Origin of the sequence: Pseudochelatococcus sp., assembly GCF_050946405.1 — a bacterium.
Taxonomy (GTDB): domain Bacteria; phylum Pseudomonadota; class Alphaproteobacteria; order Rhizobiales; family Beijerinckiaceae; genus Pseudochelatococcus.
Genome location: NZ_JBMNUS010000001.1, coordinates 251,443 through 277,297 on the forward strand (window position 1 = coordinate 251,443; position 25,855 = coordinate 277,297).

Annotated in this window: 19 protein-coding genes and 2 tRNA genes; 5 read left to right on the top strand and 16 right to left on the bottom strand. The window is 66.4% G+C overall.

Going from position 1 to position 25,855, the window contains the following annotated elements:
- Positions 1–41: 41 nt before the first annotated feature.
- The 8 genes from bcsN to ACOYJQ_RS01100 all read right to left on the bottom strand — a co-directional run bounded on the left by bcsN (position 42) and on the right by ACOYJQ_RS01100 (position 9,099).
- Positions 42–950: a cellulose biosynthesis protein BcsN gene (gene bcsN / locus ACOYJQ_RS01065; protein WP_433455673.1), complete on the bottom strand. Its 909-nt coding sequence runs from the start codon at positions 948–950 to the stop codon at positions 42–44.
- Positions 951–1,410: 460 nt separating this feature from the next.
- A tRNA-Val gene (locus ACOYJQ_RS01070) sits at positions 1,411–1,487 on the bottom strand.
- A 321-nt stretch (positions 1,488–1,808) separates the two neighbouring features.
- Positions 1,809–2,087: an HU family DNA-binding protein gene (locus ACOYJQ_RS01075; RefSeq protein WP_433455675.1), complete on the bottom strand. Its 279-nt coding sequence runs from the start codon at positions 2,085–2,087 to the stop codon at positions 1,809–1,811.
- Positions 2,088–2,288: 201 nt separating this feature from the next.
- Positions 2,289–4,718: an endopeptidase La gene (gene lon, locus ACOYJQ_RS01080; RefSeq protein ID WP_433455677.1), complete on the bottom strand. Its 2,430-nt coding sequence runs from the start codon at positions 4,716–4,718 to the stop codon at positions 2,289–2,291.
- Between the two features lie 297 nt (positions 4,719–5,015).
- On the bottom strand, positions 5,016–6,284 hold the full coding sequence (gene clpX / locus ACOYJQ_RS01085) for an ATP-dependent Clp protease ATP-binding subunit ClpX (protein ID WP_433455679.1): 1,269 nt from the start codon (positions 6,282–6,284) through the stop codon (positions 5,016–5,018).
- Positions 6,285–6,578: 294 nt separating this feature from the next.
- Positions 6,579–7,202, bottom strand: coding sequence for an ATP-dependent Clp protease proteolytic subunit (locus ACOYJQ_RS01090; RefSeq protein ID WP_433455681.1), 624 nt, complete (start codon positions 7,200–7,202; stop codon positions 6,579–6,581).
- A 384-nt stretch (positions 7,203–7,586) separates the two neighbouring features.
- Positions 7,587–8,966: a trigger factor gene (tig, locus tag ACOYJQ_RS01095; protein WP_433455683.1), complete on the bottom strand. Its 1,380-nt coding sequence runs from the start codon at positions 8,964–8,966 to the stop codon at positions 7,587–7,589.
- Between the two features lie 48 nt (positions 8,967–9,014).
- Positions 9,015–9,099, bottom strand: a tRNA-Leu gene (locus tag ACOYJQ_RS01100).
- Between the two features lie 138 nt (positions 9,100–9,237).
- Between ACOYJQ_RS01100 and ACOYJQ_RS01105 the strand changes: the two genes are divergently transcribed.
- Positions 9,238–10,710: a multicopper oxidase family protein gene (locus ACOYJQ_RS01105; protein ID WP_433455685.1), complete on the top strand. Its 1,473-nt coding sequence runs from the start codon at positions 9,238–9,240 to the stop codon at positions 10,708–10,710.
- A 33-nt stretch (positions 10,711–10,743) separates the two neighbouring features.
- On the opposite strand, the gene ACOYJQ_RS01110 is transcribed toward ACOYJQ_RS01105, so the two are convergent.
- Positions 10,744–12,270, bottom strand: a complete 1,527-nt coding sequence (locus tag ACOYJQ_RS01110) for an NAD(P)H-hydrate dehydratase (protein ID WP_433455687.1) — start codon at positions 12,268–12,270, stop codon at positions 10,744–10,746.
- 338 nt (positions 12,271–12,608) lie between these two features.
- On the opposite strand from ACOYJQ_RS01110, the gene ACOYJQ_RS01115 reads away from it, so the two are divergent.
- Together ACOYJQ_RS01115 and glnA are read left to right on the top strand one after the other, a co-directional pair.
- Positions 12,609–12,947 carry a P-II family nitrogen regulator gene (locus tag ACOYJQ_RS01115; protein WP_433455689.1) on the top strand — a complete coding sequence of 113 codons (339 nt, stop codon included), beginning with the start codon at positions 12,609–12,611 and terminating at the stop codon, positions 12,945–12,947.
- 86 nt (positions 12,948–13,033) lie between these two features.
- On the top strand, positions 13,034–14,443 hold the full coding sequence (gene glnA / locus ACOYJQ_RS01120) for a type I glutamate--ammonia ligase (protein ID WP_433455691.1): 1,410 nt from the start codon (positions 13,034–13,036) through the stop codon (positions 14,441–14,443).
- Positions 14,444–14,630: 187 nt separating this feature from the next.
- On the opposite strand, the gene rpsI is transcribed toward glnA, so the two are convergent.
- From rpsI to ACOYJQ_RS01135, 3 genes are all read right to left on the bottom strand, one after another.
- Positions 14,631–15,116, bottom strand: coding sequence for a 30S ribosomal protein S9 (gene rpsI, locus ACOYJQ_RS01125; protein ID WP_433455693.1), 486 nt, complete (start codon positions 15,114–15,116; stop codon positions 14,631–14,633).
- 2 nt (positions 15,117–15,118) lie between these two features.
- Entirely contained in the window at positions 15,119–15,598 is a 480-nt protein-coding gene (rplM, locus tag ACOYJQ_RS01130) for a 50S ribosomal protein L13 (RefSeq protein WP_433455695.1), read from the bottom strand.
- 264 nt (positions 15,599–15,862) lie between these two features.
- Positions 15,863–17,617, bottom strand: coding sequence for a chloride channel protein (locus ACOYJQ_RS01135; protein ID WP_433455697.1), 1,755 nt, complete (start codon positions 17,615–17,617; stop codon positions 15,863–15,865).
- A 173-nt stretch (positions 17,618–17,790) separates the two neighbouring features.
- Here ACOYJQ_RS01135 and ACOYJQ_RS01140 point away from each other — a divergent pair, with 173 nt between their 5' ends.
- Positions 17,791–19,074, top strand: a complete 1,284-nt coding sequence (locus tag ACOYJQ_RS01140; protein WP_433455699.1) for an O-acetylhomoserine aminocarboxypropyltransferase/cysteine synthase family protein — start codon at positions 17,791–17,793, stop codon at positions 19,072–19,074.
- On the opposite strand, the gene ACOYJQ_RS01145 is transcribed toward ACOYJQ_RS01140, so the two are convergent.
- Positions 19,056–20,147: a COX15/CtaA family protein gene (locus ACOYJQ_RS01145; RefSeq protein WP_433455701.1), complete on the bottom strand. Its 1,092-nt coding sequence runs from the start codon at positions 20,145–20,147 to the stop codon at positions 19,056–19,058. The two genes, ACOYJQ_RS01140 and ACOYJQ_RS01145, sit on opposite strands and share 19 nt — an antisense overlap.
- A gap of 142 nt (positions 20,148–20,289) precedes the next feature.
- Here ACOYJQ_RS01145 and ACOYJQ_RS01150 point away from each other — a divergent pair, with 142 nt between their 5' ends.
- A complete protein-coding gene (locus ACOYJQ_RS01150) occupies positions 20,290–20,505 on the top strand; it encodes a DUF2842 domain-containing protein (RefSeq protein ID WP_433455703.1) in 216 nt (71 codons plus the stop codon).
- 69 nt (positions 20,506–20,574) lie between these two features.
- Here the strand turns inward: ACOYJQ_RS01150 and ACOYJQ_RS01155 are convergent, their stop codons facing one another.
- The 3 genes from ACOYJQ_RS01155 to ACOYJQ_RS01165 form a co-directional block, all read right to left on the bottom strand.
- A complete protein-coding gene (locus ACOYJQ_RS01155) occupies positions 20,575–22,656 on the bottom strand; it encodes a hypothetical protein (protein WP_433455705.1) in 2,082 nt (693 codons plus the stop codon).
- A 291-nt stretch (positions 22,657–22,947) separates the two neighbouring features.
- Complete coding sequence (locus tag ACOYJQ_RS01160; protein ID WP_433455707.1) at positions 22,948–24,291, bottom strand: porin; 1,344 nt, start codon at positions 24,289–24,291, stop codon at positions 22,948–22,950.
- A 793-nt stretch (positions 24,292–25,084) separates the two neighbouring features.
- Positions 25,085–25,732, bottom strand: coding sequence for a cold-shock protein (locus tag ACOYJQ_RS01165; RefSeq protein WP_433455709.1), 648 nt, complete (start codon positions 25,730–25,732; stop codon positions 25,085–25,087).
- Between the last annotated feature and the right edge of the window lie 123 nt (positions 25,733–25,855).

Here is a 25,855-nt window from a genome sequence, read left to right on the forward strand (position 1 = left end):
TCGTATTCCTTCGGAACATCGGCTCGATCCGTGCAAAGGCGTTACGGAGGCAGGGGAACGGTGGGATAGCCGCCGGAACCGGCCGGCGCGGAACGCGGAGGAAGCAGCGGCGAAGCAAGGTCGTCGGCGAAGGCGTTTCCGTCCTCCTCCGCATCGGCCGCCGCCCTGCGCGGCGCCCGCCGCACTTGCGGCGCCGGCGTGGGCACGGGATTGGCCGGCAGCAGGTTGGCGGGCCGCACTTCCGTTCCGGGCTGGCCGAATTCAGCCGGCAGGACGGGCGCCTCCTCGTAAGGCTGCCAGTGCCAACGCGACAGGTAGGCGTTGACGGTGAAGCCGAACATGACGCCCAGCAGATCGGCCTCGCTGGCATCCGCGTCGCAAAACGCCAGCCGGATGTCGATCTTGCCGCCCTGGCCGTCGATCAGCGACACGTACCGGTTGCGGCTGACGGTTTGCCAGGCGTAGAGACAGACGTCGCCCGTCGATGCGCGGCCGGTCGCGAAGCCGAAGGGACCGTAGCGATTCTGCACGAAATAGGACGACGTGCGCATCGCGACATCGGGAAACTGCTCCGACAGCTCGCGCTGGATGAGTTCGGGCGACAGCGGCTCCAGCGTCAGTTCGCGGCTTCCCTGCCCGCCGCTGTCGCCCGGCAGCATGAACGTGACCCGGAAGCGGTTCTGTCCCGGTCTTTTCGCATGCGTTTCAAGCAGCAGTTCCTGCACGTAGGCGTTCGCGTAACGGCTTTCCAGAACGTTGAGAATCGACGCGCTGCCCGGCGCGGGCACCACCATCGCGCGACCGCGCGAGACCTCGCTGACATCGCTGATCGTTTCGAGATCGCGGGGATCGAAGCGCGGCGTGCAGGCCGCGAGGCACAACAGCGCCAACATCGCCGGAAGCGCAACGCGACGGACTTCCCTGCCGGACGGGAAAGGTGCGAACGACACGCGGCCGGCTTCGTCAAACCTTGCTTGCGGGCCATCGGGCTTCAAACTGTATGATCCACCGGCAAATTTCATTCGTCCATGCCTTCCGGCGTAAAATCATGCGATCGGCAATCGTCCGAACAGCGATATGAAAACCTGATGGCGTCGCGCCATGCGCCTTATCTTGCGCATTTGCCGACAGTATGATGCCTTTCGCCTCCCCTATCGCGAACGAACGACATAAACGTCTCATTGTCAGACGCTAATGTCGCCTCAAATGGTTAATAGAGATTTACGCTGTTTGCGAAAACACGTCGCCGTGAGCGTGGCGTTTACCAACGGTTAGCAGACGGTCGTTCTCGCCATGGCGGCAAACGTGCGGGCGCACCCCGGCCGAGGCAAAAAAACTGCGGCGGCGCGAAGCCCGCCACGGGCTGCGCCGATCGGCAGCTTCAGGAAAAGAGGTCGGATTCGAAGAGATTGGTGGGCGGTGAGGGATTCGAACCCCCGACATCCACGGTGTAAACGTGGCGCTCTAACCAGCTGAGCTAACCGCCCGACCGCGCCGCGCGCGATCCTGTTCCCGACAGGATGCGGTTTCCGGCTGTCGATCATTGTGGCCGCCGGAGCGGCACCTTATCGTCTACGGCAACCCGCCAGACGTTTCAAGATGCAAATCGCCCTCCGCCGGCCTGCCGCGCGATATCCGCCACGGCGGGCACAACGCTCGGGGAGCATAGACCCTGATGCGCCCGCGATGCGCCGGCGCAAGATGCATAGACCCGAATCGGAATTTTTCTCCGTTCACGCCCCTGCATCAGATCCGCCGGAAACGGCTTCCTTCGCCGATCAGATGCAGTAACGGCAAACGGAAAGGCTTCACTTGCCGTTGACGGCATCCTTGAGGCCGGCGCCGGCCTTGAACTTGGGCGTGCGGGAGGCGGCGACCTCGATGATCTCGCCGGTGCGAGGGTTGCGCGCCGTGCCGGCGGGACGGTCCGCGACCACGAAGGTGCCGAAGCCGATCAGCTTCACTTCGTCGCCGCCGGCCAGCGCCGAGGTGATCACTTCGATGGCGGCGTCCAGCGCGTCGCCTGCCTGGGCTTTGGTCAGCCCCGCCTTGTCAGCAACGGCTGAAACGAGATCACCCTTATTCATTTGGTCCTCCTGAACGCGTCACCCGATTTGTGACTTCCATGCCTGCCGTCTGCGACATCCGTCCAATCAAATGGCAGGTGCCACCGGATGCCGCAAATTATAAGCGAACGCAATGCCTTCACAGCGACTTTCGACAAAAAAGGCCTCCCGGATCTGCTCCGGGAGGCCGTTTTCAACAATTATTCCGCACTATCAGCCGGTTCAGTGGGCCACCGCCGTCTTGCCGTCGCCGTCTTCGGCGGGGCGGGGCAGGGTTGCCGCCTCGCCGGCCGGCTGCCGGTCAAGCGCCGCGGGCAGACGCACCAGCGCGTGCTGGAGCACCTGATCCATGCGCGAGACGGGCACGATCTCCAGCCCGTTCTTCACGCTGTCCGGCAGTTCCGCCAGATCCTTGGCGTTCTCTTCCGGGATGAGCACCTTCTTCAGCCCGCCGCGCAACGCCGCGAGCAGCTTCTCCTTCAGTCCGCCGATCGGCAGCACGCGGCCGCGCAGCGTCACCTCGCCCGTCATCGCGATATCGCGGCGCACCGGAATGCCCGTCACGGTCGAGACGATGGCCGTCGCCATGCCGATACCCGCCGAGGGGCCGTCCTTGGGCGTCGCGCCTTCGGGAACGTGAACGTGAATGTCGTGCGCGTCGAAGAACGCCGGATCGATGCCGAAATCGGGCGCGCGCGAGCGGACATAGGAGGCCGCCGCCGAAATCGATTCCTTCATCACGTCCTTCAGGTTGCCCGTCACCGTCATCTTGCCCTTGCCGGGCATGGTGATGCCTTCGATGGTCAGCAGCTCGCCGCCCACCTCGGTCCACGCCAGCCCGGTGACGGCGCCCACCTGATCCTCCGTCTCGACCTCGCCGAAGCGGTACTTCGGCGCGCCGAGATAGTCGGCCAGATTCTCTTCCGTCACCCGCACGCTGTCCGACTTCTTGAGCACGATCTCCTTCACCGCCTTGCGAATCAGGTTGGAGATCTCGCGCTCCAGATTGCGCACGCCGGCCTCGCGCGTGTAACGGCGGATCAGCAGCAGCAGCCCCGCGTCGTCGATCGCCCACTCGCCTTCCTTGAGTCCGTGCTTGCGCACGGCTTCCGGGATGAGGTGCTTGCGGCTGATCTCCAGCTTCTCCTCTTCCGTATAGCCGGCGATGCGGATCACCTCCATACGGTCGAGCAGCGGCGAGGGGATGTTCAGCGTGTTAGCCGTCGTCACGAACATCACGTTCGAGAGATCGTAATCGACCTCAAGATAATGGTCGTTGAACGTGCCGTTCTGCTCCGGGTCCAGCACCTCCAGCAGGGCCGCCGACGGATCGCCGCGGAAGTCCATGCCCATCTTGTCGATCTCGTCGAGCAGGATGAGCGGATTGGACGTCTTGGCCTTGCGCATCGACTGGATGATCTTGCCGGGCATCGAGCCGATGTAGGTGCGCCGGTGGCCGCGAATCTCGGCCTCGTCCCGCACGCCGCCGAGCGAAAGGCGCACGAACTCGCGCCCCGTGGCCTTGGCGAGCGACTTGCCGAGCGAGGTCTTGCCGACGCCGGGCGGTCCGACGAGGCACAGGATCGGGCCCGTGAGCTTGTTGGCGCGCTGCTGCACCGCGAGATATTCGACGATGCGCTCCTTCACCTTGTCGAGGCCGTAATGATCGGCGTCCAGAACCTTCTGCGCCAGATCGAGATCCTTCTTGATCTTCGAGCGCTTCGACCACGGAATGCCGAGAATCCAGTCGAGATAGTTGCGCACCACCGTCGCCTCGGCGGACATGGGCGACATCTGGCGCAGCTTCTTCAGCTCGCCCAGCGCCTTCTCGCGCGCCTCCTTGGTCAGGCGCGTCTTCTCGATCCGCTCCTCGATCTCGGTCAGTTCATCGCGGCCGTCCTCGTCGCCCAGTTCCTTCTGGATGGCCTTCATCTGCTCGTTCAGGTAGTATTCGCGCTGCGTCTTCTCCATCTGCCGCTTGACGCGCGTGCGAATGCGCTTTTCCACCTGAAGGACGGAAATCTCGCTCTCCATCAGCCCGAGCGCCTTCTCAAGCCGCTCCGAAACCGACGAGGCTTCGAGAATGGCCTGCTTGTCGGCGATCTTCACCGCCAGATGCGACGCCACCGTATCGGCGAGCTTCGACGGCTCATCGATCTGCGTGACGGCGGAAACGACCTCGGGCGAGATCTTCTTGTTCAGCTTGACGTAGTTTTCGAACTCGGCCACCACCGAGCGCGCCAGCGCCTCGACCTCGACATCGCCGCCGCTCGACTCGGGCAGCGCCTCCGCCTCGGCCTCGTAGAAGCCGTCGCTGCGCGTATAGGTGCGCACGCGCGCACGCGCAGCCCCCTCAACCAGCACCTTGACGGTGCCGTCGGGCAGCTTCAGCAGTTGCAGCACGTTGGCGAGGGTGCCGACCTGATAGATCGCGTCGGTTGCCGGATCGTCGTCGGATGCGTTGATCTGCGTGGCGAGCAGAATATGACGGTCGCTCTTGACGACCTCCTCCAGCGCGCGGATCGACTTGTCGCGCCCTACGAAAAGCGGCACGACCATATGCGGGAAAACAACGATGTCGCGGAGCGGGAGAACGGGATAAATCCCGACCGTTCCGGCAGTCACCACCTGGCGGGGCTTCGTTGTCGTCATGGCCCGTATCCTTTCTTTTGCGCCCGCGCCCCCGGTTCCGGCAGGCTCTCGGACGGATTGCCGAAAGCGCTCATCGCGGCGGGCGACTGCTTCCGGTGCGCCGCCTCCATCACCCGGCTGGCATGATGGATCGGCCGGCGGCTTCCTTAAGTTGGAGAGACTTGCGCCGGCTTTCAAGTTCGCCGACACCAAGAAGTGTGCACAAGCACCGCAAACGCTGCACTTGATGCACGAAGGGCGCCGTCATGAAAAACGGCGCCCGTCAAAACGGCTCCTCGCTGTCCGCCCGCCGGCGGATCAGGCGCTGGCCGAAGCGCTCGCGTCCGCGCGGTCGGCGTAGATATAGAGCGGGTTCGCCTTGCCCTCGACGACTTCCGGGCCGACCACGATCTGCTCCACGCCCTCGAGGCCAGGCAGATCGTACATGGTGTCGAGCAGGATGCCCTCCATGATGGACCGCAGCCCGCGCGCGCCGGTCTTGCGCTCGATGGCCTTGCGGGCGATCAGCGAGAGCGCCTCGTCGTTGAAGCTCAGTTCGACGTCTTCCATGTCGAACAACCGCTGATATTGCTTGACCAGCGCGTTCTTCGGCTCCTGAAGGATGCGCTTGAGCGCCGCCTCGTCGAGATCCTCCAGCGTCGCGATCACCGGCAAGCGGCCGACGAACTCGGGGATGAGACCGAACTTGAGCAGATCCTCCGGCTCGACTTCGCGGAACACCTCGCCGGTGCGCCGGTCGTCCGGCGCCTGCACGGTCGCGCCGAAGCCGATCGACGTGCCCTTGCCGCGCCCCATGATGATGCGCTCCAGCCCCGCGAAGGCGCCGCCGCAGATGAACAGGATGTTGGTCGTGTCCACTTGCAGGAATTCCTGCTGCGGATGCTTGCGCCCGCCTTGCGGCGGAACGCTGGCGACCGTGCCTTCCATGATCTTCAGCAGCGCCTGCTGCACGCCCTCGCCCGATACGTCGCGCGTGATCGAGGGATTGTCCGACTTGCGCGAGATCTTGTCGATCTCGTCGATGTAGACGATGCCGCGCTGCGCGCGCTCCACATTGTAGTCGGACGCCTGCAGGAGCTTGAGGATGATGTTTTCCACATCCTCGCCCACGTAGCCCGCCTCGGTCAGCGTCGTCGCGTCGGCCATGGTGAAGGGCACGTCGAGGATGCGCGCCAGCGTCTGCGCCAGCAGCGTCTTGCCCGAGCCCGTGGGGCCGACGAGCAGGATGTTCGACTTCGCCAGCTCGACGTCGTTGTGCTTCGTCGCGTGCGCCAGGCGCTTGTAGTGGTTGTGCACCGCTACCGACAGCACCTTCTTGGCATGTGACTGGCCGATGACGTAGTCATCGAGCACCTTGCTGATTTCCTTCGGCGTCGGCACGCCCTCGCGCGACTTCACCAGCGAGGATTTCGATTCCTCGCGGATGATGTCCATGCACAGTTCCACGCACTCATCGCATATGAACACTGTCGGCCCGGCGATGAGCTTACGGACCTCATGCTGGCTCTTGCCACAGAATGAGCAGTAGAGCGTGCTCTTCGAGTCGCCGCCGCCTGTCTTGCTCATGGTCCGTCTCCACTCGGTCACTGCTCCGGCCAGAACCGCCGGAACGTCATCTTGTGTTCATATAGGCCCGGATCAAACAAAAAGTAAGCGCGCACTTGCGCCATTCTTCTCGCCTTCGAACCTGCTCCGCAAGGACGGCCATGTCGCCGCCCCGCCCCGCCTGCCGCCCGTGGGCGGCAATGCGGATTTTCCGTGCGATCGCGGCAATCCGCCGCGATCAATGGCGCCAGCAAACCATATGCCGCATGGCACCGTCAAGCCGTTGATATGCTTGAACCTTCTTCGTACCCGCCCTCAACCCTCGACCTCGGTGCGCTTCACCTGCACCTGGTCGATGAGGCCGAATTCCTTCGCCGCATCGGCCGTCATGAAATTATCACGTTCGAGCGCCGCTTCAATCTCCGCGATGTCACGGCCGGTATGCTTCACGTAAATCTCGTTCAGGCGGCGCTTCAGCGCCTCGATCTCGCGCGCGTGGATGAGGATGTCGGTCGCCTGCCCCTGGAAACCGCCGGAAGGCTGATGAACCATGATTCGGGCGTTGGGCAGCGCGAATCGCTGTCCCGGCTCGCCGGCGGCGAGCAGGAGCGAGCCCATCGACGCGGCCTGTCCGAGACAAAGGGTCGTCACCGGACTGCGGATGAACTGCATCGTGTCGTAGATCGACAGGCCGGAAGTGACCACGCCGCCCGGCGAGTTGATGTAGAAATTGATTTCCTTCTTCGGATTTTCCGCTTCCAGAAACAGGAGCTGCGCCACCACGAGCGAAGCCGAATAATCCTCGACCGGCCCGGTCAGGAAGATGATCCGCTCGCGCAGCAGCCGCGAGTAGATATCGAAGGCGCGCTCGCCGCGATTGGATTGCTCCACCACCATCGGCACGAGCGTGCTGTTGTAAACCTCGAACGGATCTCTCATCGCTGACCAAGCCCTGATTGTATTGCGAGCCACGACGGCGCGCGGCGTTGTGTGACGGGACACCTTGCGGACCTATGGCGCAGGGGGAGAATAATCAAGCCCCTCAACGATCCTGTCGCGCCACACGCCGCCGGGCTGGCCGCCACGGGCATCCCCTCATCACGCGAACCATCGCATCGACCCGTTGAACGAGCGCCGCCCGTTCGCCGAATTCGATGCAAAAACAACCTCAAAAACAACCCCTTGGAGCGAAGTTTCGATTCATGCTCAACACATTTCACTCCAAACGACAGAAGCGCGATTCGCCAATCCTGCGGCGAGTCGCGCTCCTTCATAGCATTATCGCCGGCGGCAGCGACAGCCGGCATACGCTCGTCCGGCGTGTCAGGACGCCGCCTCGTTCACGCTCGCTCCCGCGACAGCCTCGTCTTCCTCGTCCGCGAACAGTTCCTCGCGCGTCACCGTGCGGTCCGTCACCGTCACCTGCGCGAGAAGGTGATCGATCACCTTCTCCTCGAAGATCGGCGCGCGGATCTCCGCCAGCGCTTGCGGGTTCTTGTTGTAGAAGTCCCAGACGGCCTTTTCCTGGCCGGGGAACTGACGCGCGCGCTCGACGACGCCGCGCGTCACCTCGTCGTCGGTGACGTTCACGCCCGCCCGGTCGCCCACCTCGGCGAGCACCAGGCCCAGGCGCACGCGGCGCTCGGCGATCTTGCGATAGTCCGCCTTCGACGCCTCTTCCGTCGAACCCTCGTCCTCGAAGGTGCGGCCGGCCTGCTTCAGATCGGCGACGACCTGCTGCCAGACGCCGGCGAATTCCTGCTCCACGAGGCTCGGCGGCAGATCGAAATCGTACTGGCCGTCGAGCGCGTCGAGCAGCTTCTTCTTCACCTTGCGGCGCGTCTGGGCCTCGAAGTCGCGCTCAAGCGAGCCGCGAATCACGTTCTTCAGCGCGTCGAGCGAATCGAAGCCGACGCCCTTGGCGAACTCGTCGTCCACGACCGTCTCGCCCGGCGTCTCGACGCCCTTCACCGTCACGGCGAAGCTGGCTTCCTTGCCGGCGAGATGAGCGGCCTGATAATTTTCAGGGAAGGTCGTGACGATGGTGCGTTCCTCGCCCTTCGTCGCGCCGATCAACTGGTCCTCGAAGCCGGGGATGAAGCTGTTCGAGCCGATCTCGACGCGGACATCCTGGCTGGTGCCGCCCTCGAAAGGCGTGCCGTCGATGGAGCCGACGAAATCGATCAGCACGCGGTCGCCCGATTCCGCCGCGCCGTCCTTTTCGCTGAACGGGCGGCTTTCGCGCGCGATGCGGGCGATGGCCTCGTCAACCTCGGTTTCCGGGATTTCGGCGACTTCGCGCTCCAGCGCCACGCCTTCCAGCGGCTTGATTTCGAACGTCGGCAGGATCTCGACCGCGACGCTGAAGGCAAGATCGCGCTTGGCCGCGATGACGGCGTCGATCTCGTCCTTGTCTTCCGGCAGCGACACCTTGGGCTCGCCGGCCAGACGCAGGGAATTGTCCTCGACGATCTTGCGATTGGCTTCGTTGATCGCGTTCTGCACCACGTCCGCCATCACGGACTGGCCGTAGAGGCGGCGCAGATGCGCCGCCGGCACCTTGCCGGGACGGAAACCGTTGATGCGCACGCGGTCCTTCAGGCCCGCGAGTTCACTCGACAGCCTGCTCTCCAGCTCGGTGGCGGGCACCACCACCTTGAACTCGCGTTTCAAACCCTCTGAAAGAGTCTCGGTTGCCTGCATGGTACGGTTTCTCAATCCATTTCGCGTTCAGAACAGTCATGCGGGGCATGGTGCGGGCGGAGGGGCTCGAACCCCCACGACTTGCGTCACAGGAACCTAAATCCTGCGCGTCTACCAGTTCCGCCACGCCCGCATCGAGGGCCCGCTGCCACGCGCGCCCTTCCGTGGGTCGCGGCTCTATATCATGGCCGGGGGCCATTGCAGCAAAAAAATGACAGCGAAGCCACTTCTTTGCACCTCATCTTAATCCCTTTTCGCAGATAAAAACAGCATGCCGCCATCCGCCGGTCCGGCGGCCGGGCCGGCCGCCGGCAGCGAGCGGGAGAACAAGAGCTTGCGATATAACGGAAATCCTCTCCGCTTCAACCGCCGCGCGTTGCTGGCGTCGCTCATCCTCGCCCCGGCCGCCGGCGCGCGGGCCGATACCGGCGCCGGCGACACGCACATGCCCCCGCCCGGCCCGCTCACGCTGACGGCGGGCGAATCGGCGCATGCGTTCGACGACGCGCAACCGTCCGTAAAATTATGGACGTACAACGCCCGCTTTCCCGGCCCCCTGCTGCGCGTGCGCCGGGGGGAGGCGCTGGCGCTGCGGCTGCACAATACGCTGGCGCAGCCGACATCCCTGCACTGGTACGGCGCGCGGCTCGCCAACGCCGCCGACGGCGTGGCCGGGCTCACCGGCCCGGCGCTTGCGCCGGGCGAGAGCGCGGATATCGGTTTCACGGCGCGCGACGCCGGCACGTTCTTCTACCGCCCGCTGGTGCCGGCGCACGCGGCGGAGCAGGCCGAACGCGGGCTCACGGGCGTTCTCGTCGTCGATGAGGAAACGCCGCCCTACGCCGACGACATCACGCTGGTGCTCGACGATATCGCCCTCGACGAGAGCGGACAGATCCGCGACAGCTTCGCCTCTCCCGCCGAAACCGGGCTGGCGGGGCGGCTGGGCAACCGCCTGCTGATCAACGGCCGCGCCACGCCGGAGCGGCTCACCCGCCCGCCCGGCCGCCGGCTGCGGCTGCGGGTCGTCAACGTCGCCAACGCGCGGCCGATCACGCTGCGCTTCGACAGTCTCGTCACCCACATCATCGCGGCCGACGGCCAGCCGGTCGACGCGCCCTTCCCGCCCTCGCGCGACAGCGTGGCGCTTGCGCCCGGCGGGCGCGTCGACGCCGTGCTCGATACGCCGGCGGACGGCCTTTCCGGCCGCGTCGTCGCGGCGCTGGGCAAGGACGGCCTGCCGCTTCTCGTGCTCTCGGGCGAGGGGGCGGCGGAGGCGGACGCCGGCGCGCCCGTGACCGGGCTGCCGCCGGGCGACCTGCCCGAATCGCTCGACCTGGCCGCGGCAAGGCGATTCGACGTCGCCATCGAGGGCGGGCTCGATCCCGCCGCTCCCGCCGCGCGCGCGGCCGACCCGGCCCGCATCTGGCGGCTCGGCGGCCGCGCATGGCCGGATACGGCGGAGCGGCCCTTGTTCCGGGTAGCGGCGGGCACGCCGGTCGTGCTCGCGCTGGAAAACCGCACCGCTTTCCTTCAGGTGCTCCATCTGCACGGCCATCACGCGCGGCGGCTGCATGCGCTCGATGACGGCTGGGAACCCTTCTGGCTCGACACGATCGCCGTGCCGCCGGGGCAGACGGCGCGCATCGCCTTCCTCGCCGACAATCCCGGCCGGTGGATGCTGGGCTCCGCCGTCCTCGACCGGTTGGGGGCGGGACTGGCCGGCTGGTTCGAGGTCGGATAGCGCATCAGGCCGAAACCCCGGCGCGCCGGCGAATCACCCCGCCAGTTGTGAAGGACGCCCGGACAACACCTGTCGCAGCACTTGCGGCAGCAACTCGGGCAGATCCTCGGCGATGAGGCCCGGCCCTCCCCGCTGCCCGGCCGCCCCGTGCAGCCAGACGCCGGCGCACGCGGCCTCGAAGGCGGGCGCGCCCTGCGCCAGCGCGCCCGCGATCATGCCGGCGAGCACATCGCCCGATCCCGCCGTCGCGAGCCACGGCGAGCCGTTGTCGTTGATCGCGGCGCGTCCGTCCGGCGCGGCGATCACCGTATCCGGGCCCTTGAGCACGACGACGGCCCCCGTGCGGCGCGCCGCCTCCCGCGCCCGTGCGAGCTTGGACGGCGCGGCGGCGATCGCTTCCTCCCGCGCGAAAAGGCGCGCGAACTCGCCCTCGTGCGGCGTCAGCACGACCCCCTGCACGGATGAAGCGGCTATGGCCGCCCGAAGGCCGTCGACGTCGCCCGCGAAACTCGTCAGCGCGTCCGCATCCAGCACCAGCGCCCGGCTTGCCGCCCCTGCCGCGCCGACAAGGGCGCGCGTCGGCGCGCCCACGCCCGCCGCCGGGCCGATGACGAGCGCGTTCAGCCGCCCGTCCGCCAGCGTCTCCGCAAGCGCATCGGCATCGTCGACCCGGCGCAGCATGATGGCGGTCAGGTGGGCGGCGTTCTCGGCCAGCGCCTCCTCGGGAGATGCGACGGTCACGAGCCCGGCCCCCATCCGCAGCGCCGCGCGCGCCGCGAGCCGCGCCGCGCCCGTGTGCGTCCGTCCGCCGGACAGGACGAGCGCATGGCCGCGCCCGTACTTGTGGCCGGTCTCAGAAGGCGCCCGCAACGCTACGAGGCAATGCGCCGGCCCGTTGACCGTCAGACCTTCCGCCAGCGCATCGGCCAGCGCGTCGTCGATGCCGATGTCCGCGACATGCAGGACGCCGCGACAGGAGCGGCCCGGATAAAGATAATGGCCCGGCCGCGCGCGGGCGAAAGTCACGGTGGCGGCCGCCCGCACCGCGGCGCCGCGCACGGCGCCGCTGTCGCCGTCGATGCCGGTGGGCACGTCGACCGCCACGACCGACGCGGGGCTTGCGTTGATGCGGGCCACGAGCGCCTGCAACGCCGGCGTCAGGTCGCGGTCGAGCCCCGCGCCGAGCAGCGCGTCGACAATCACGTCGGCGTCGTTCAGCGTCACGTCGTCGATGGAAAGCACCTCGCCCCTTGCCTCGCCTTGCCAGTCCGATGCCGCCGCGGCGGCGTCGCCCCGCAGCGCGGCGACCTCACCGGCGAGCGCCAGCCGCACCGCGAAACCCCGCGCCGCCAGCAGGCGCGCCGCCACGAAGCCGTCGCCACCGTTGTTGCCCGGCCCGCACAGCACGACGATGGTGCGGGAGGGAGCGCCGGCAAGTTGCGCGGCCTGCTCCGCCACCGCGCCCCCGGCGCGCTGCATCAGCGTGTAGCCGGCCGTGCCGGCCGCGATCGTGCGGGAATCCGCCTCCCGCGTCGCACGGGTCGTCAGCAGGGTCGTCATCGCCGTTCCTCCATCGTCGCCACATCCGCGTTTCCGCCGATGCGATACATCCGTATGATGGTGGCGCGCCGGCAGCGGCGGAGCAAGGGCGGCCGGCATGAAAAACCGGCGCGGAAAATCATTCCACGCCCGCCATTCCGCCGCAAGCCGGCGCGGCATTTGCCCAACTTATCGCCAGCGATTGCCTATGAATTAGGCACTTTGGCCGGTGCGCCAGGATTTTGGGCATGTCGGGCCTGCCGCAATGATGGTAATTATCATTTCCGTGAACGGCGCGCGGCGTCCGTGTCGATCCGGCGGACTGTTGCCGGCTGACAGACCATGGGAGGGCTTCCGACGTGAAAAAGATCGAGGCGATCATCAAACCCTTCAAGCTCGACGAGGTGAAGGAAGCGCTGCAGGAAGTCGGCCTGCAAGGCATCACCGTGATCGAGGCCAAGGGCTTCGGCCGCCAGAAAGGCCATACGGAGCTTTATCGCGGCGCCGAATACGTCGTCGATTTCCTTCCCAAGGTGAAGCTGGAGATCGTGCTGCCGGACGAGCTCGTCGACCGCGCCATCGAGGCCATCCGCAAGGCCGCCGCCACCGGCCGCATCGGCGACGGCAAGATCTTCGTTTCCCCTGTCGAAGAGGTGATCCGCATCCGCACCGGCGAGACCGGCCCGGACGCGATCTGAGCCTTCCGAATTTCTGCCGCCGGTCTGCGGCCCCGCATCGCGGACGGTCCGGCTTCGTCAACGAAAGCTACAAGGAACACCATAACATGACGACCGCTCAGGATGTCCTCAAGCTGATCAAGGACAACGACATCCGTTACGTCGACCTGCGCTTCACCGATCCGCGCGGCAAGTGGCAGCACGTCACCTTCGACGTGTCCTTCGTCGATGAGGACCTGTTCACGGACGGGACGATGTTCGACGGCTCGTCCATCGCCGGCTGGAAGGCCATCAACGAATCCGACATGGTGCTGTTGCCCGATCCCGCGACCGCCCAGCTCGACCCGTTCTTTTCCGCTTCCACGCTCTCCATCGTCTGCGACGTGCTGGAGCCCACGACCGGCGAGCCTTACGAGCGCGACCCGCGCGGCATCGCGAAGAAGACGGAAGCCTATCTGAAGTCCACCGGCATCGGCGACACGCTCTATGTCGGCCCGGAGGCCGAGTTCTTCCTGTTCGACGACGTGCGCTTCACGGCGACCCCCTACAACAGCGGTTTCAAGCTGGATGCCGCCGAGCTGCCCACCAACGGCGACACTGAATACGAGGGCGGCAACCTCGGCCACCGCATCCCGACGAAGGGCGGCTATTTCCCCGTTCCCCCGCTCGACGCCAGCCAGGACATCCGCAGCGAGATGCTCGCCGCTATCGCCGCGATGGGCGTGACGGTCGAAAAGCACCACCACGAGGTGGCCTCCGCCCAGCACGAACTCGGCATCAAGTTCGCGACGCTGGTGGAGACGGCCGACGCGATGCAGATCTACAAGTACTGCATCCACAACGTCGCCGGCAGCTACGGCAAGAGCGCCACTTTCATGCCGAAGCCCGTCTACGGCGACAACGGCTCGGGCATGCACGTTCACCAGTCCATCTGGAAGGACGGCAAGCCGCTCTTCGCCGGCAACAAGTATGCCGATCTCAGCCAGGAATGCCTGTGGTACATCGGCGGCATCATCAAGCACGCCAAGGCGCTGAACGCCTTCACCAACCCGTCGACCAACTCTTACAAGCGGCTCGTGCCCGGCTTCGAGGCGCCGGTGCTGCTCGCCTATTCGTCGCGCAACCGCTCGGCCTCCTGCCGTATTCCGTGGACGACGAACCCGAAGGCCAAGCGGCTCGAGGTGCGCTTCCCCGACCCGACGGCGAACCCCTATCTCGCCTTCTCGGCGCTGGCGCTGGCGGGCATCGACGGCATCCTGAACAAGATCGATCCCGGCGAGGCCATGGACAAGGACCTCTACGACCTGCCGCCGCGCGAGCTGAAGCAGATCCCCACCGTTTCGGCGAGCCTGCGCGAGGCGCTGGCCGAGCTTGACAAGGACCGCACCTTCCTCAAGGCCGGCGGCGTGTTCTCCGACACGTTCATCGATTCCTACATCGAGCTGAAGATGCAGGAAGTCATCCGCTTCGAACACGCGCCGCATCCGGTCGAGTTCGAGATGTACTATTCCGTCTGACGACGGCCCACGCATAACGAGGGGAGCAACTCCGGCGGTCTCCGACCGCCGGTTTTTTTTGGCGAACGGCTTCTCCGGCAAACCGCCGGCGCGGCTGCGCAAACGAAAAGGGCGGCCTCGCGGCCGCCCCATCGTTTTTGCACAGGCTCCCGTTTGCAGGGGCGCCGGTTGCGCAGCCGGTGAAAAATCAGCGCTTCGAGAACTGGAAGGAACGGCGGGCCTTGGCGCGGCCGTACTTCTTGCGCTCGACGGTGCGGCTGTCGCGGGTGAGAAAGCCTTCCTTCTTCAGCGGGGCGCGCAGTTCCGGCTCGTAGTGGGTCAGCGCCTTGGACAGGCCGTGACGCACCGCGCCCGCCTGGCCCGACAGACCGCCGCCGGTGACGGTGACGGTGACGTCGTACTGGCCGTCGCGGTTCACGAGAACGAGCGGCTGACGCAGGATCATGCGCAGCACGGGGCGGGCGAAGTAGGTCTCGACCGAGCGGCCGTTGATCACGATCTTGCCCGCGCCGGGCTTGATCCACACGCGCGCGATGGCGTCCTTGCGCTTGCCGGTGGCATAGGCGCGGCCCTGGGCGTCGAGCTTCTGCTCGTAGCGGGGCGCTTCCGGCGTATCGGCGGCGATACCGGCGATCTGGCCGAGATCGGCGAGGCTCTGGAGGGTATCGGACATGATCAGGCGCTCCTCACGTTCTTGCGGTTGAGGGCGGCGACATCGAGCACCTCAGGCTGCTGCGCTTCATGCGGGTGTTCGGCGCCGCCGTACACCCGCAGGTTGCCGAGCTGGCGGCGGCCGAGCGGGCCGCGCGGGAGCATGCGCTCGACGGCCTTCTCGACGACGCGCTCGGGGAAGCGGCCTTCCAGAATGGACTTGGCGGTGCGCTCCTTGATGCCGCCCGGATAGCCGGTGTGGTGGTAGTAGCGCTTGTCGGTGTACTTGTGGCCCGTGAAGGCAACGTCGCGCGCGTTGATGACGATCACGTTGTCGCCGTCATCGACGTGGGGGGTGTAGGTGGGCTTGTGCTTGCCGCGCAGCCGGAGAGCGATGATCGAGGCGAGACGGCCGACCACGAGGCCGGACGCATCGATGATCACCCACTTCTTCTCGACGTCGGCGGGCTTGGACGAATGCGTCCGGGCCGAATGGATCGTCATGCTGGATCTTCTTCGCGTTCAGGGCTCCCGAACCGGAACGGCCGCGAGGCGGCCCCGAGCGAGAGCGGAAAAACAAACGGGCCGCCGGCCGCACACACCGTCCCACCCTTGGGGCGGACGATCGCATGCACGGCAAGCGGCGCCGATCGGCGGATGACTAAGGCACTGATATCGCTCTGTCAAGAGGACGTCATTTCCATGACGGTCGAGAAGTGTCATATATTTCAGCGTATTACCGAAATGGGTATTATAGTACCGCCATTTTCAGCGCTCTCCGCTCAATTCGCGCCGCCGCCGGTCGAGTTCCTGCGCATAGCGCTTCAGCGCGTGGGCTTCCGTCACGTAGCCCAGCACCGAGCGGCATTGCGGATCGTCCACGACGGCGAGCGTCTCCGTCTGCGCCTGCTCGAAAGCCGCGAGAATCGCGTTGATGTCCTGGCGCGGCAGCAGGAAGGAGCCCGGCGCGTGGCGCAGGGCGCGCACCGGCGTGGCCTCCGCCGTGCCGTCGTGGACGCTGGCATGCACTTCCGCCGTCAGCACGAAGCCGGCATAGCCGCCCTCTCCGTCCAGCAGAAAGACCCGCTCCGTCGAGCCGATGGGAAAGCGCCTGCGGAAGGCGTCGACGGTCATCTCCTCGCCGGCCGTGCGCGCTTCCCGGCGCATCAGCTTCACCACCGTCAGATCCCTGACGAAGCTGATGTCGAAGGCCGAGCGGATGGACTCGCCGCGCACGTGGAACCGCCATGTCGCGAACGAATAGCCGAACAGCCGCCGCACGATCAGCGAGGCGACGACCGCGCCGATCATCACGCCGTTGGCGATGGCGATGTTGCCCGTCTGCTCGAACACGAGGAAGATCATGGTGATCGGCGCGCCGATGATCGCCGCCGCCATCGACGCCATGCCGACGAGGGCATAGACGATCCGGTCCACCGGCAAGGCCGGAAACAACGACATGATGCCGAGCCCGACCACGTCGCCGAGCAGGATGCCGACGAACAGCGAGGTATGGAACAGGCCGCCGCGAAAGCCGGCGCCCACGGAAAGCGCGGCCGCCAGCACCTTGGCGGCCAGCAGCCCGAGCAGCGCCGCGAAACCGTGGGCATGCAGCAGATAATATTGCGTCGCCCCGTGCCCCGCGCCCAGCACCGCCGGCGAGTAGAGCCCGAGCAGCGCGACACCCAAACCGCCGAGCGCGGGGCGAACGAGCGGCGGTATCCGCAGACGGCGGAGCACGATCTCGCCCGCGGTCGCGATCTTCATGATGCCGATGCCGATCACGCCCGCGACGACGCCGATGCCGACGAAGACGGCGATGTCGTAATGCGAGAAATAAAGGTCGATGTTCAGCAGCGGGCTTTTCAGCTCCGAAGTGAGCAGCGCCGCGACCTCGGGCGCGATCAGCGCCGCGAGCATGACGGGCGCCAGCGTCACCACCGCATAGGCCCCGAGCACCAGTTCGAACGCGTAGAACGCGCCGGCCATCGGCGCATCGAAGGCTGCGGCGATCCCGGCCGCAGCGCCGCACGCCACGAGCGTGCGCAGATCCGCGCGGCGCAGGTTGAATTTCTGCCCCAGCCACGACGCCGCGCCGGCGCCGAACTGGGTATAGCCGGCCTCCATGCCGACAGCCGCGCCGCAGCCGCTGGAAAGCACCGTGCCGCCGGTCAGCAACATGCTGTCCGCCAGCGACATGCGGCCGCCGTAAAGCGCGTTCGCCTCGATCGGATCGACGGCATCGAGCTTGCGCAGCCGGTGCACCGCCCAGGTATAGAAGCCTACCACCAGCCCGCCGACGATCAGCGACGTGAAGACCCGCACGGGATCGAGCACCTGCGCGGCGCTGAGATGCGCGCCGCGCTCAAGGCCGAACAGCACCTCGTGCAGCCATTGCGCGGCGCTGTGAGCCGCCGCCACGCCGACGCCCGTCACCGTGCCGATCAGCACGCCGAAAACGGAAAGCGACAATTCCTCGGCCCGCGCGAAGGCCTTGATCCGCCACCACGCCGCTTCAAACATGACCGGAACGCCCCATCATGGCGGATCATCCCCCGAACGCGTCCGACCGGTCGTAACCAAAGCCTTGCGGCCGGTCAACGCCCCCGAAGATTGTTGACCGGATGATGCGTTCGTTATATCGAACGTATTAGCCCGCTTTCACGGATCGAGCCTTTCGGCGGAGAACCACAGCCATGTCATCCGAGTGTAGAAACCATTTCGCGACGCTCGCCGTCCACGCCGGCGCCAGCCCCGACCCCGTTACCGGCGCACGCGTGACGCCGCTTTACCTCAGCAACGGCTTCGCGTTCGAGACACCGGAAGCCGCCGCGGACATTTTTTCGCTGCGCAAGAGCGGCTACTCCTATGCGCGCGGCGGCAATCCCACCGGCGCCGTGCTGGAGAAGCGCATCGCGACGCTGGAAGGCGGCACCAACGCCGTCGCCATCGCCTCCGGGCAATCGGCGCTGCTCGTCATCCTGCTGACGCTGCTGAAGTCCGGCGACGAATACGTCTCCGCCAACCGTCTTTTCGGCGGCTCGCTCGGCCTGATGCGCCGCCTCGAGGAACGCCACGACCTCAAGGTGGTGTTCGCCAACCCGCTCGACCTCGACGCCTTCACCGCCGCCGTCACGGAGCGCACGCGCGCGATCGTCATCGAGTCCATCGTGAACCCCTCGGGCGATGTGGTCGACATCGCCGCCGTGGCGGACATCGCGAAGAAGCACAACATTCCCCTCGTCGTCGACAACACGCTGGCGACGCCTTACCTGATCCGCCCGATCGAATACGGCGCGGACATCGTTTTCCACTCGCTGTCGAAGTTCATCGGCGGGCATGGACAGGTCATCGGCGGCATCATCGTGGATGCGGGCCGCTTCAACTGGACGGGCGACGCACGCTATCCGCTGCTGTCCGAGCCGTGGGAGGATTACGGCGGCGTCGTGCTGGCCGAGAAATTCCCGCAGACCGCCTTCGGCGTGGCGTCGCGCGTCTACGGCATGCGCGATCTGGGGCCGGGCCTGTCGCCCTTCAACGCCTTCCTCGCGCTCACCGGCACGGAAACCCTGCATCTGCGCATGCCCCGCCACGTCTCCAACGCGCAGGCGGTGGCGCGCCATCTCGCCGCCCATCCGGCCATCGCCGAAGTGAGCTATCCGGGCCTTGAGGACCACCCCAACCACCCGCTCGTGCAACGCTACACGCCCGAGGGGCCGGGCGCCGTGTTCACGGCCCGCGTCAAGGGCGGCGAGGCGGCGGCGAAGCACCTCATCAGCTCGCTGAAGATCTTTTCGCACCTCGCCAACATCGGCGAGACCCGCTCCCTGATCATTCACCCGGCGACCACGACGCACAAGAACATGCCGCCGCAGGAGCGCATCGCCGCCGGCCTGGGGCCGGACGTGGTGCGCCTGTCCATCGGGCTGGAGGACGCCGCCGATCTCATCGCCGATCTCGATCAGGCGCTGGCGGGCTGAACCGGAAACACGCGCGCCGGCGACATCATGCGCCGGTGCGCCACCGCATGGCCGAGCAGCAGCACCCCCATCGTCTGATGCAGCAGGGCCGCCCATAGCGGCACGACCAGCAGCAGCGCCGCGATGCCGATGGCCGCCTGCGCCAGCACGAGGCCCGCCAGCACGCGCGCCATCCGCGCCGTCTTCGAGCCCGGCAGGAGCCTGCGCGCATCGAAAGCGTGCCAGAGCACGAGCGCCAGCAGCAGGTATGCGCCGATGCGATGGTTGAACTGCACGAGCGCGATCGATTCCACGATATTGCGCCACCATGGCGACAGCGGCAGCAGCGTGAAGCTCTCGGGCACGAGCCGTCCGTCCATCAGCGGCCAGGTGTTGAACGACATGCCCGCGTTGCGGCCCGCGACCAGCGCGCCGAGCGCGATCTGCGCCAGAATGGCCGCGATGATGACGGAGCCCGCCACACGCAGCCGCAACGGCGATTCCACCCGCGCATGCCGGTCGCGCAGGCCGGCCGCAAGCCAGGCCACCGCGATGAACAATCCGCAGGCCGCCACGAGATGCAGCATCAGCTTGACCGGCGCAACCGCCGTCATGCCCGGTTCGAGACCGGAGGCCACCATGATCCAGCCGATGCCGCCCTGCGCGCCGCCGAGCAGGCCGATGGCGAGCAGCAGCGCGAGAAAGCGCCCGCGCACCACGCCCCGCGCCGCGAACCACAGCAGCGGCAGCACATAGGCGAGCCCGATCAGCCGGCCGAGCTGCCGGTGGCCCCATTCCCACAGGTAGATGAACCGGAACTCGCCGAGCGTCATGCCCTGATTGAGCAGCCGATATTGCGGCGTGTCGCGATACTTGTCGAACTCCGCCATCCACGCGGCGTCGGAGAGCGGCAGGAGCATGCCCGTCACGGGCCGCCATTCGGTGATCGACAGGCCGGAGCCGGTGAGCCGCGTCGCGCCGCCCACGGCCACCATCGCGACGATGAGCGCGGCGACCACCGCAAGCCACGTCCGCACGGCCCCGCGGTCGGCGGCGCCCGCACCGGCGGCGGAAGGGAAGGTACTGCTGGTCATGAGTTCCGGCTTGACGCTGACACGATTACGGGTATCGATCCCTACACATAGACCGCCCGCCCGCGCGGCACAACGCACCGGGATGCGACGGTTTTTCACATGGCGAACGGTTTTTCACTTGGCGAGCGGCAGACGGGATCCCATGAGGCGGCGCACGCGAAAATTCATCGGCACGATCGCCATCATCGCATTCTGCATTTTCTATGCGCTGCTGATCATGGCCTTCGCCCATTCGCGTGTCCCGGAATGGCCGCGCGTGGCGCAACTCCTCTTTTACATCGTGTTCGGCATGGGCTGGATCCTGCCCATCCTGCCGCTCATCCGCTGGATGGAAAAACGCGGCGCGGACGAGACATAAAGCGTTTTGCGGCGAAGCGGGCATCGCCTTGCAGGCGGAACGCGCTCCCCATCAGGGAAGCGCCGGGGCTCAGCCGCCGGTCAGCGCCACCACGATGTTGTCGATTCCCCGCTCGCGCAACGCCTCGTAGGCCGCGAAAACCTCCATGTCGACGGCATCGCCCGGCGCCGCGAGCACCACGCCGTCGGCGCGCCGGATGAGCCGGTCCGCGAGATCGCCGGTGTCATCCGCCGGCGCGGCGGCCACGATCCAGTCATAGGTCTGGTCGAGCGCGGCAAGCGCCAGTTCCGCCGCGTCGCCTGCCGGCAATCCGGCGGCGGCGGCCTGTCCGCGCTCCATCCGGTGAAGCCGCGAGCCGGGATCGCGGGCGATGATTTCCGCGAACGACGCGCGCCCCTCGACAAGATCGGCGAAGCCCGGCCTTCCGGCCTCCCGCTCTTCCGCACCGACGAGATCGAGCAGAATCACCCGCTCCTGCAACGCAAGCCTGCGGGCCAGCGCATTCGCCGCCGCTTCGGGTGCGCCCCCCGCCGCGAGCACCAGCAAGCGCCGTCCCCGATCGGCGCGGGGCGCGACGGCGAGGCGCGCCAGCACCGCATCCAGCGCATCGCCCGCGCCACCGGCCACCCGCACCGCGGCAAAGGGCGAGCCCGGCAAGACTTCCGGCGGGGCCGACGCGGCGACAGGCGGCCCGCCGGGCGAGGTTTCGGCCTCCGGCGGATGCGATACATCCGGGCGGGCGGCCTGCTCCGCCGGCCGAACCTCGTCCGCCGCGGAAGAGACAGCGCCGCTCCCCGGCGGCGCGGACGAGCGAACAGGGGTGCGCGGACGCGCGCCCAGCAGCGACGCCGCCGACAGCGCCGCCAGCAACGCGGCGGCGAGGCCGACACCGACAGGCGCCGCGCGGTCCGGCGTGTCGGGCGCCTGCGCCATGGTCAGCACACGGGCGGCGCGCGCCTCTTCCCGCACGCGGTCGGTCTCGTCCCGCAATTTTTCACGGTCGAGCGCCAGTTGCAAGCGGGCGCGCTCCACCTCTCGGTCGAGCGCCTCCTGCCGGCGGCTGTTGTCGTCGGCCGCGGCGATGATGGCCTGCCGCAGGCGAATGCCGGCTTCAAGCTCTCCGATCCGGGCATCGAAATGGTCGCGCTCGCTCGCGAGCCGGTCAAGCGCCGATCCCCGCGCCTGCACGATCTGGTCGTCAAGATCGGCGGCACGCGCAGCGAGCAACCGCACCCGCCAATGGCGCGCCGCGCGAATCCGGCGCTCGGCGGCGAGTTCCGCCCGGAGCGTCAGGCGTTGCTCGACGAGATGGCCGAGCAGGTCCGCGCCCCCGGAGGGCAGACGGAACAGATCGTCCGAAGCGTTCATCACCTCGACGGAGGCGAGGCGACGCGTGACGGCGGCGCGCTCCGACGTCAGCGCCGCGCGTTCCGCGATCAGCAGGTCGAGGTCTCCGGCCGCGGCACGTGCCCGCCGCGCCGTTTCATCTCCCGCCGGATCGGCCCGGAACGCGGTGGCGGCGTCAAGACCCGCCTGCAACGCCTGCTGTGCCGCGGCGAGACGCAAGGTGGCGGCATGCAGCCCGCTGTCTCGTTCCGCGACCGCCGCCTGACGCCGCTCGATGTAAACCCGCACGGCCGCATTCGCCGCCCGCGCGGCGGCTTCCGCCTCGTCGGCCCGAACGGTGACGGCGAGACGGCCCGCCTCGTCCGCCGGATCGGCGGCGAACGCACGCAGAAATGCGGCCACGCGATCCGCTTCCGAATCCGCCGCGTTCCGCGTCACGCTTCCTGGCAGCCACCGCCGGGCGAAGGCCAGCGCATCATGGGCCGCGTCGCCACGCAGCCGCCCGGTCGTCTCGGCGCCGAGGCGCGCCACCACCTCGCGCGCGAAATCGGGAGAAGCCATGATCGCCGCCGCGACCGACGGCGTATCTCCGACCCGGGCCGCGCCGCGCCCTTCGGCCAGCAGAAGCGTGGCCCCGGCGGTGAAACGCGGCGGCATCAGCATGGACGCCGATATGCCGGCGACGCAGGCGATCAGCGCGACGGCAAGCACGGCCGGAAAGCGCCGCAGCAAGGCGCGCCCGCGCCCGTCCGCGCAGGCGGAGATCACTGGCGCGGTGCAAACGGCACCTGATAGCTGCGACATCGGCTACTCACCCGGACTGCTCATCCGCCTGCTCGCGAATGACCGACCGCGCCCGGCCGGATCAGTCGACAAGAAAAGCGGTTCAAGGTTGAGGTCCGGTTAACGGCGCGCGATATGGAGCGGTTTGCGTTCAAGTCGACCCATCGAATTGAACGCAAGTTACGGCAGAATATAAAATTTAGAACGGCGAACGTTCAAACGCTTCCGTTTGAACGTTCGCAATTCGCTCAGAACGAAAAACCCCGGCGCGGAGCGCCGGGGTCCTGATCCCGATAGAACGGAGAGGCCGGATCAGAAGTCGCGCTGCAGACGCAGGCGGGTCTGGATCTGGTCTTCGTTGCGGCTGCGATCGAAGACGAACTGCTTCGTAGCCGTGTTGTAGTAGCTGAAGCTGTCACGCTCGACGCGGCCGTACAGAACCTCGACACCGATGTCGAACTTGCTGACCGGCGACCAGATGAGGGCCGAACCGACCTGCCACACGCTGAAGTCGCGCAGGTTGCGGGTGCCGTAGGTCTGGGTCGCAACGCCGGTGTTGTACTCGACGTCGGTGTAGGAGCCCCAGAGGGTCGAACGGATGGACGGGGTCCAGTAGTGGACGCCGGCGGCCGTCAGGTTCCAGCCCGAAGCGGTCTTCAGGTCGGCGTTGACGACGTTGCCGTTGGCGTCGGTGACGTTGTACACGTAACCGTCGGCCACGGAGTTGGCGACGCGGCCGATCGTGACGTTGTTGCCAAGGCCGATGTAGCTCAGCGCGCCGTCAGCATAGGCGGCCTGCAGCCACAGGACGTCGCCCTTGCCGAGCTGCGGAACCTTGAGCTTCACACCACCCTGAACGGCCCAGCCGTAGGTCGTGTCGACGCGCGAACCCCATTCACCGCCCCACGGGCTGTAGATGGTGCCGGAGTTGAGCTGGTGCAGGGCACCGGAGAGCTGGGCGGAGCCCCAGTCCTGATCGACGCGGATGTTGGCGACGACATCGGGAACGCGCTGGCCGGCCACGTCGTAGAACGACGGGTTGACCTGGCGGTTGTTGCGGTCTTCGAGCGAGATCGTCGCCGAGAAGCCCGAGCCGAACGTGGCGGTGTAAGCCAACAGATTGTTGGTCAAGTCCGAGCCGGGGGTGACGATGGCGCCCCAGTTCAGATCGGAAGCGTAGAAGTCGAAGAACGAGGTCGCGTAACCGGCGGTGATGCCGGCCCACTGGATGTAGGCCTTGTCGACCAGCGCGCCGTTGCCCGTGCCGTCAGCGCCCGAGCGCTTGTCGATCTGGAAGCGCAAGTAAGCGCGCAGCGTGCCGTATTCGGTCGGCGTGCGGACGTCGACGTTCAGACGGGCGCGGGCGCGCCAGCCGATCGTGTCCTGGTAACGGCCGGACTTGGCGGCGGCGTTCGTGTCGCCGAAGTTGAACGACTGACGCGGCTGCGCGTAGTAGTAGTCGGCGCGGACACGACCGCTGAGCTGGATGCAGCTATCCGTGCCGGGAACATAGAAGAAGCCGGCGCCGTGCGTGGAGCAGACGCGGACGTATTCGACGGGAGCAGCCTTCGTGACGGGAAGATCTGCAGCCTGAGCTCCGGCAACCGCGGTGAGAGCAGCGGCGGTTCCGAGGAGAAGGCTCTTCACGAGCTTCATTGTGTGACCTCCAGAGAGATATCGAGACCCTTACGAGAGCAGGCCGTCCCCTATAAGCCGCCTTTTCAAGAGACCGGCAGATGAAGCGCCTTTTTCTTCCGAAAACCAGTCTTGTTCCGCACCCCCCGCCGATAGACAGGTTCGTTGCGACTCATCCGATTGTCCGGTTGCCCCCGACAAGATGACCATGACCGACCGACATCGCTCATTCAATAATTATGGAACGATTATGATGCGTTTTGATACCTGTGTTGCGAAAACGCCACGCGATTACGCGATTGGAATCATATATATACCGATGTACAAATCAGCGACCCATCGATACAAAATAATATTATAAAAACAATCGGCACAGATTATTCCAAAATATCTTATTAAAAATAATTAAAATGTTATTAAACGCCCATATGCATATAATATAATCGGAAATATTTCATGGCGCATATTTGCGCCAAAATGCTCCATACATGTTGCATTTTATTGTACAATTCCGCCTGGATGTTTGATGTCGAAATCTCCTTTATCGACGGGATCGGAAGCACATCGACACCCGCAAACCGGACATCGGATGCTCCTGAAGCGATCCTCCCGGGCGAAAAAAGAAAAAGCAGCAGGTCCGGGCGGACATGCTGCCAGAATAGATGCCACCTGCATCGCTGTTTCGAATCATAACGATGCGTATCTGTTCGAGGCGGCGGCCCTGGAGGCTTGGGCAACGCTACCTGCTCCCGGCCCGTGATACCGGCGGGCCGGACATTTCCGTAGGACAGAAAATCAGGCGCGGACCCGACCTTCAGCCAAGAGCGATATTCGCCGCCTCACGACCCTTGGCACCCGCCACGACACCCATCTGCACCCGCTGGCCTTCCGCGAGATCCGTCAGCCCCGCGCGCTGCAACGTGGAAGCATGAACGAAAACGTCCCTGCCGCCGTCGTCGGGCTGGACGAAGCCGAAACCCTTGTCGCGGTTGTACCACTTCACGGTGCCGTTGATGTCCTCGGAAGGACCTTCGATGCGCGGGGGATAGCCGCCGCCGAAACCGCCGGCGCGCGGCGGGCGGGCGGGGCGCGCCTGCGGCGGCAAGTCCTCAAGCTCGATGACCTCGGCCACCTGGGGACCCTTCGGGCCATCGCGCAGGCGAACGATCGCACGGGCGCCCGCCTCGGCGCCGTTGTGGCCGGCTGCCTCGAGGGTGCGGAGCGAAAGGAAGGCGTCGCCCGAGCCGTCCGACGCAGCCACGAAGCCGAAGCCCTTGCTCGGATTGAACCATTTTACGGTGGCTTCAATGGCAGGCCCCGCAAATCCGCCGGTCGACTGGGCATAGTAACCGGTGTCGCTGTCGTCACGGCTCGAATGGCCATACCCGCCATCGCGCGGCTCGAAACCGTCTCTACGGGCGCCCCGCCGGCGCGCGTCACGGGAATCGTCATATCGGTTCATACAGAAAGATCCAACTACAGGTGGTCAATGTTAACAGGACAGGCGCCCCCGAACGAACCATTCGCGTGGCTGGCCCCTCTCCATCGCAGTTTACCGGCGACGGGGCATCATACCCTTGTTTTC

What these genes read in the sequence shown, in the direction of transcription:
- ACOYJQ_RS01075 (WP_433455675.1), bottom strand. Translation starts at nt 2,087, where the DNA reads ATGAATAAGGGTGATCTCGTTTCAGCCGTTGCTGACAAGGCGGGGCTG.
- lon (WP_433455677.1), bottom strand. Translation starts at nt 4,718, where the DNA reads ATGACGACAACGAAGCCCCGCCAGGTGGTGACTGCCGGAACGGTCGGG.
- clpX (WP_433455679.1), bottom strand. Translation starts at nt 6,284, where the DNA reads ATGAGCAAGACAGGCGGCGGCGACTCGAAGAGCACGCTCTACTGCTCA.
- ACOYJQ_RS01090 (WP_433455681.1), bottom strand. Translation starts at nt 7,202, where the DNA reads ATGAGAGATCCGTTCGAGGTTTACAACAGCACGCTCGTGCCGATGGTG.
- tig (WP_433455683.1), bottom strand. Translation starts at nt 8,966, where the DNA reads ATGCAGGCAACCGAGACTCTTTCAGAGGGTTTGAAACGCGAGTTCAAG.
- ACOYJQ_RS01105 (WP_433455685.1), top strand. Translation starts at nt 9,238, where the DNA reads ATGCCGCCATCCGCCGGTCCGGCGGCCGGGCCGGCCGCCGGCAGCGAG.
- ACOYJQ_RS01110 (WP_433455687.1), bottom strand. Translation starts at nt 12,270, where the DNA reads ATGACGACCCTGCTGACGACCCGTGCGACGCGGGAGGCGGATTCCCGC.
- glnA (WP_433455691.1), top strand. Translation starts at nt 13,034, where the DNA reads ATGACGACCGCTCAGGATGTCCTCAAGCTGATCAAGGACAACGACATC.
- rpsI (WP_433455693.1), bottom strand. Translation starts at nt 15,116, where the DNA reads ATGTCCGATACCCTCCAGAGCCTCGCCGATCTCGGCCAGATCGCCGGT.
- rplM (WP_433455695.1), bottom strand. Translation starts at nt 15,598, where the DNA reads ATGACGATCCATTCGGCCCGGACGCATTCGTCCAAGCCCGCCGACGTC.
- ACOYJQ_RS01135 (WP_433455697.1), bottom strand. Translation starts at nt 17,617, where the DNA reads ATGTTTGAAGCGGCGTGGTGGCGGATCAAGGCCTTCGCGCGGGCCGAG.
- ACOYJQ_RS01140 (WP_433455699.1), top strand. Translation starts at nt 17,791, where the DNA reads ATGTCATCCGAGTGTAGAAACCATTTCGCGACGCTCGCCGTCCACGCC.
- ACOYJQ_RS01145 (WP_433455701.1), bottom strand. Translation starts at nt 20,147, where the DNA reads ATGACCAGCAGTACCTTCCCTTCCGCCGCCGGTGCGGGCGCCGCCGAC.
- ACOYJQ_RS01150 (WP_433455703.1), top strand. Translation starts at nt 20,290, where the DNA reads ATGAGGCGGCGCACGCGAAAATTCATCGGCACGATCGCCATCATCGCA.
- ACOYJQ_RS01155 (WP_433455705.1), bottom strand. Translation starts at nt 22,656, where the DNA reads ATGTCGCAGCTATCAGGTGCCGTTTGCACCGCGCCAGTGATCTCCGCC.
- ACOYJQ_RS01160 (WP_433455707.1), bottom strand. Translation starts at nt 24,291, where the DNA reads ATGAAGCTCGTGAAGAGCCTTCTCCTCGGAACCGCCGCTGCTCTCACC.
- ACOYJQ_RS01165 (WP_433455709.1), bottom strand. Translation starts at nt 25,732, where the DNA reads ATGAACCGATATGACGATTCCCGTGACGCGCGCCGGCGGGGCGCCCGT.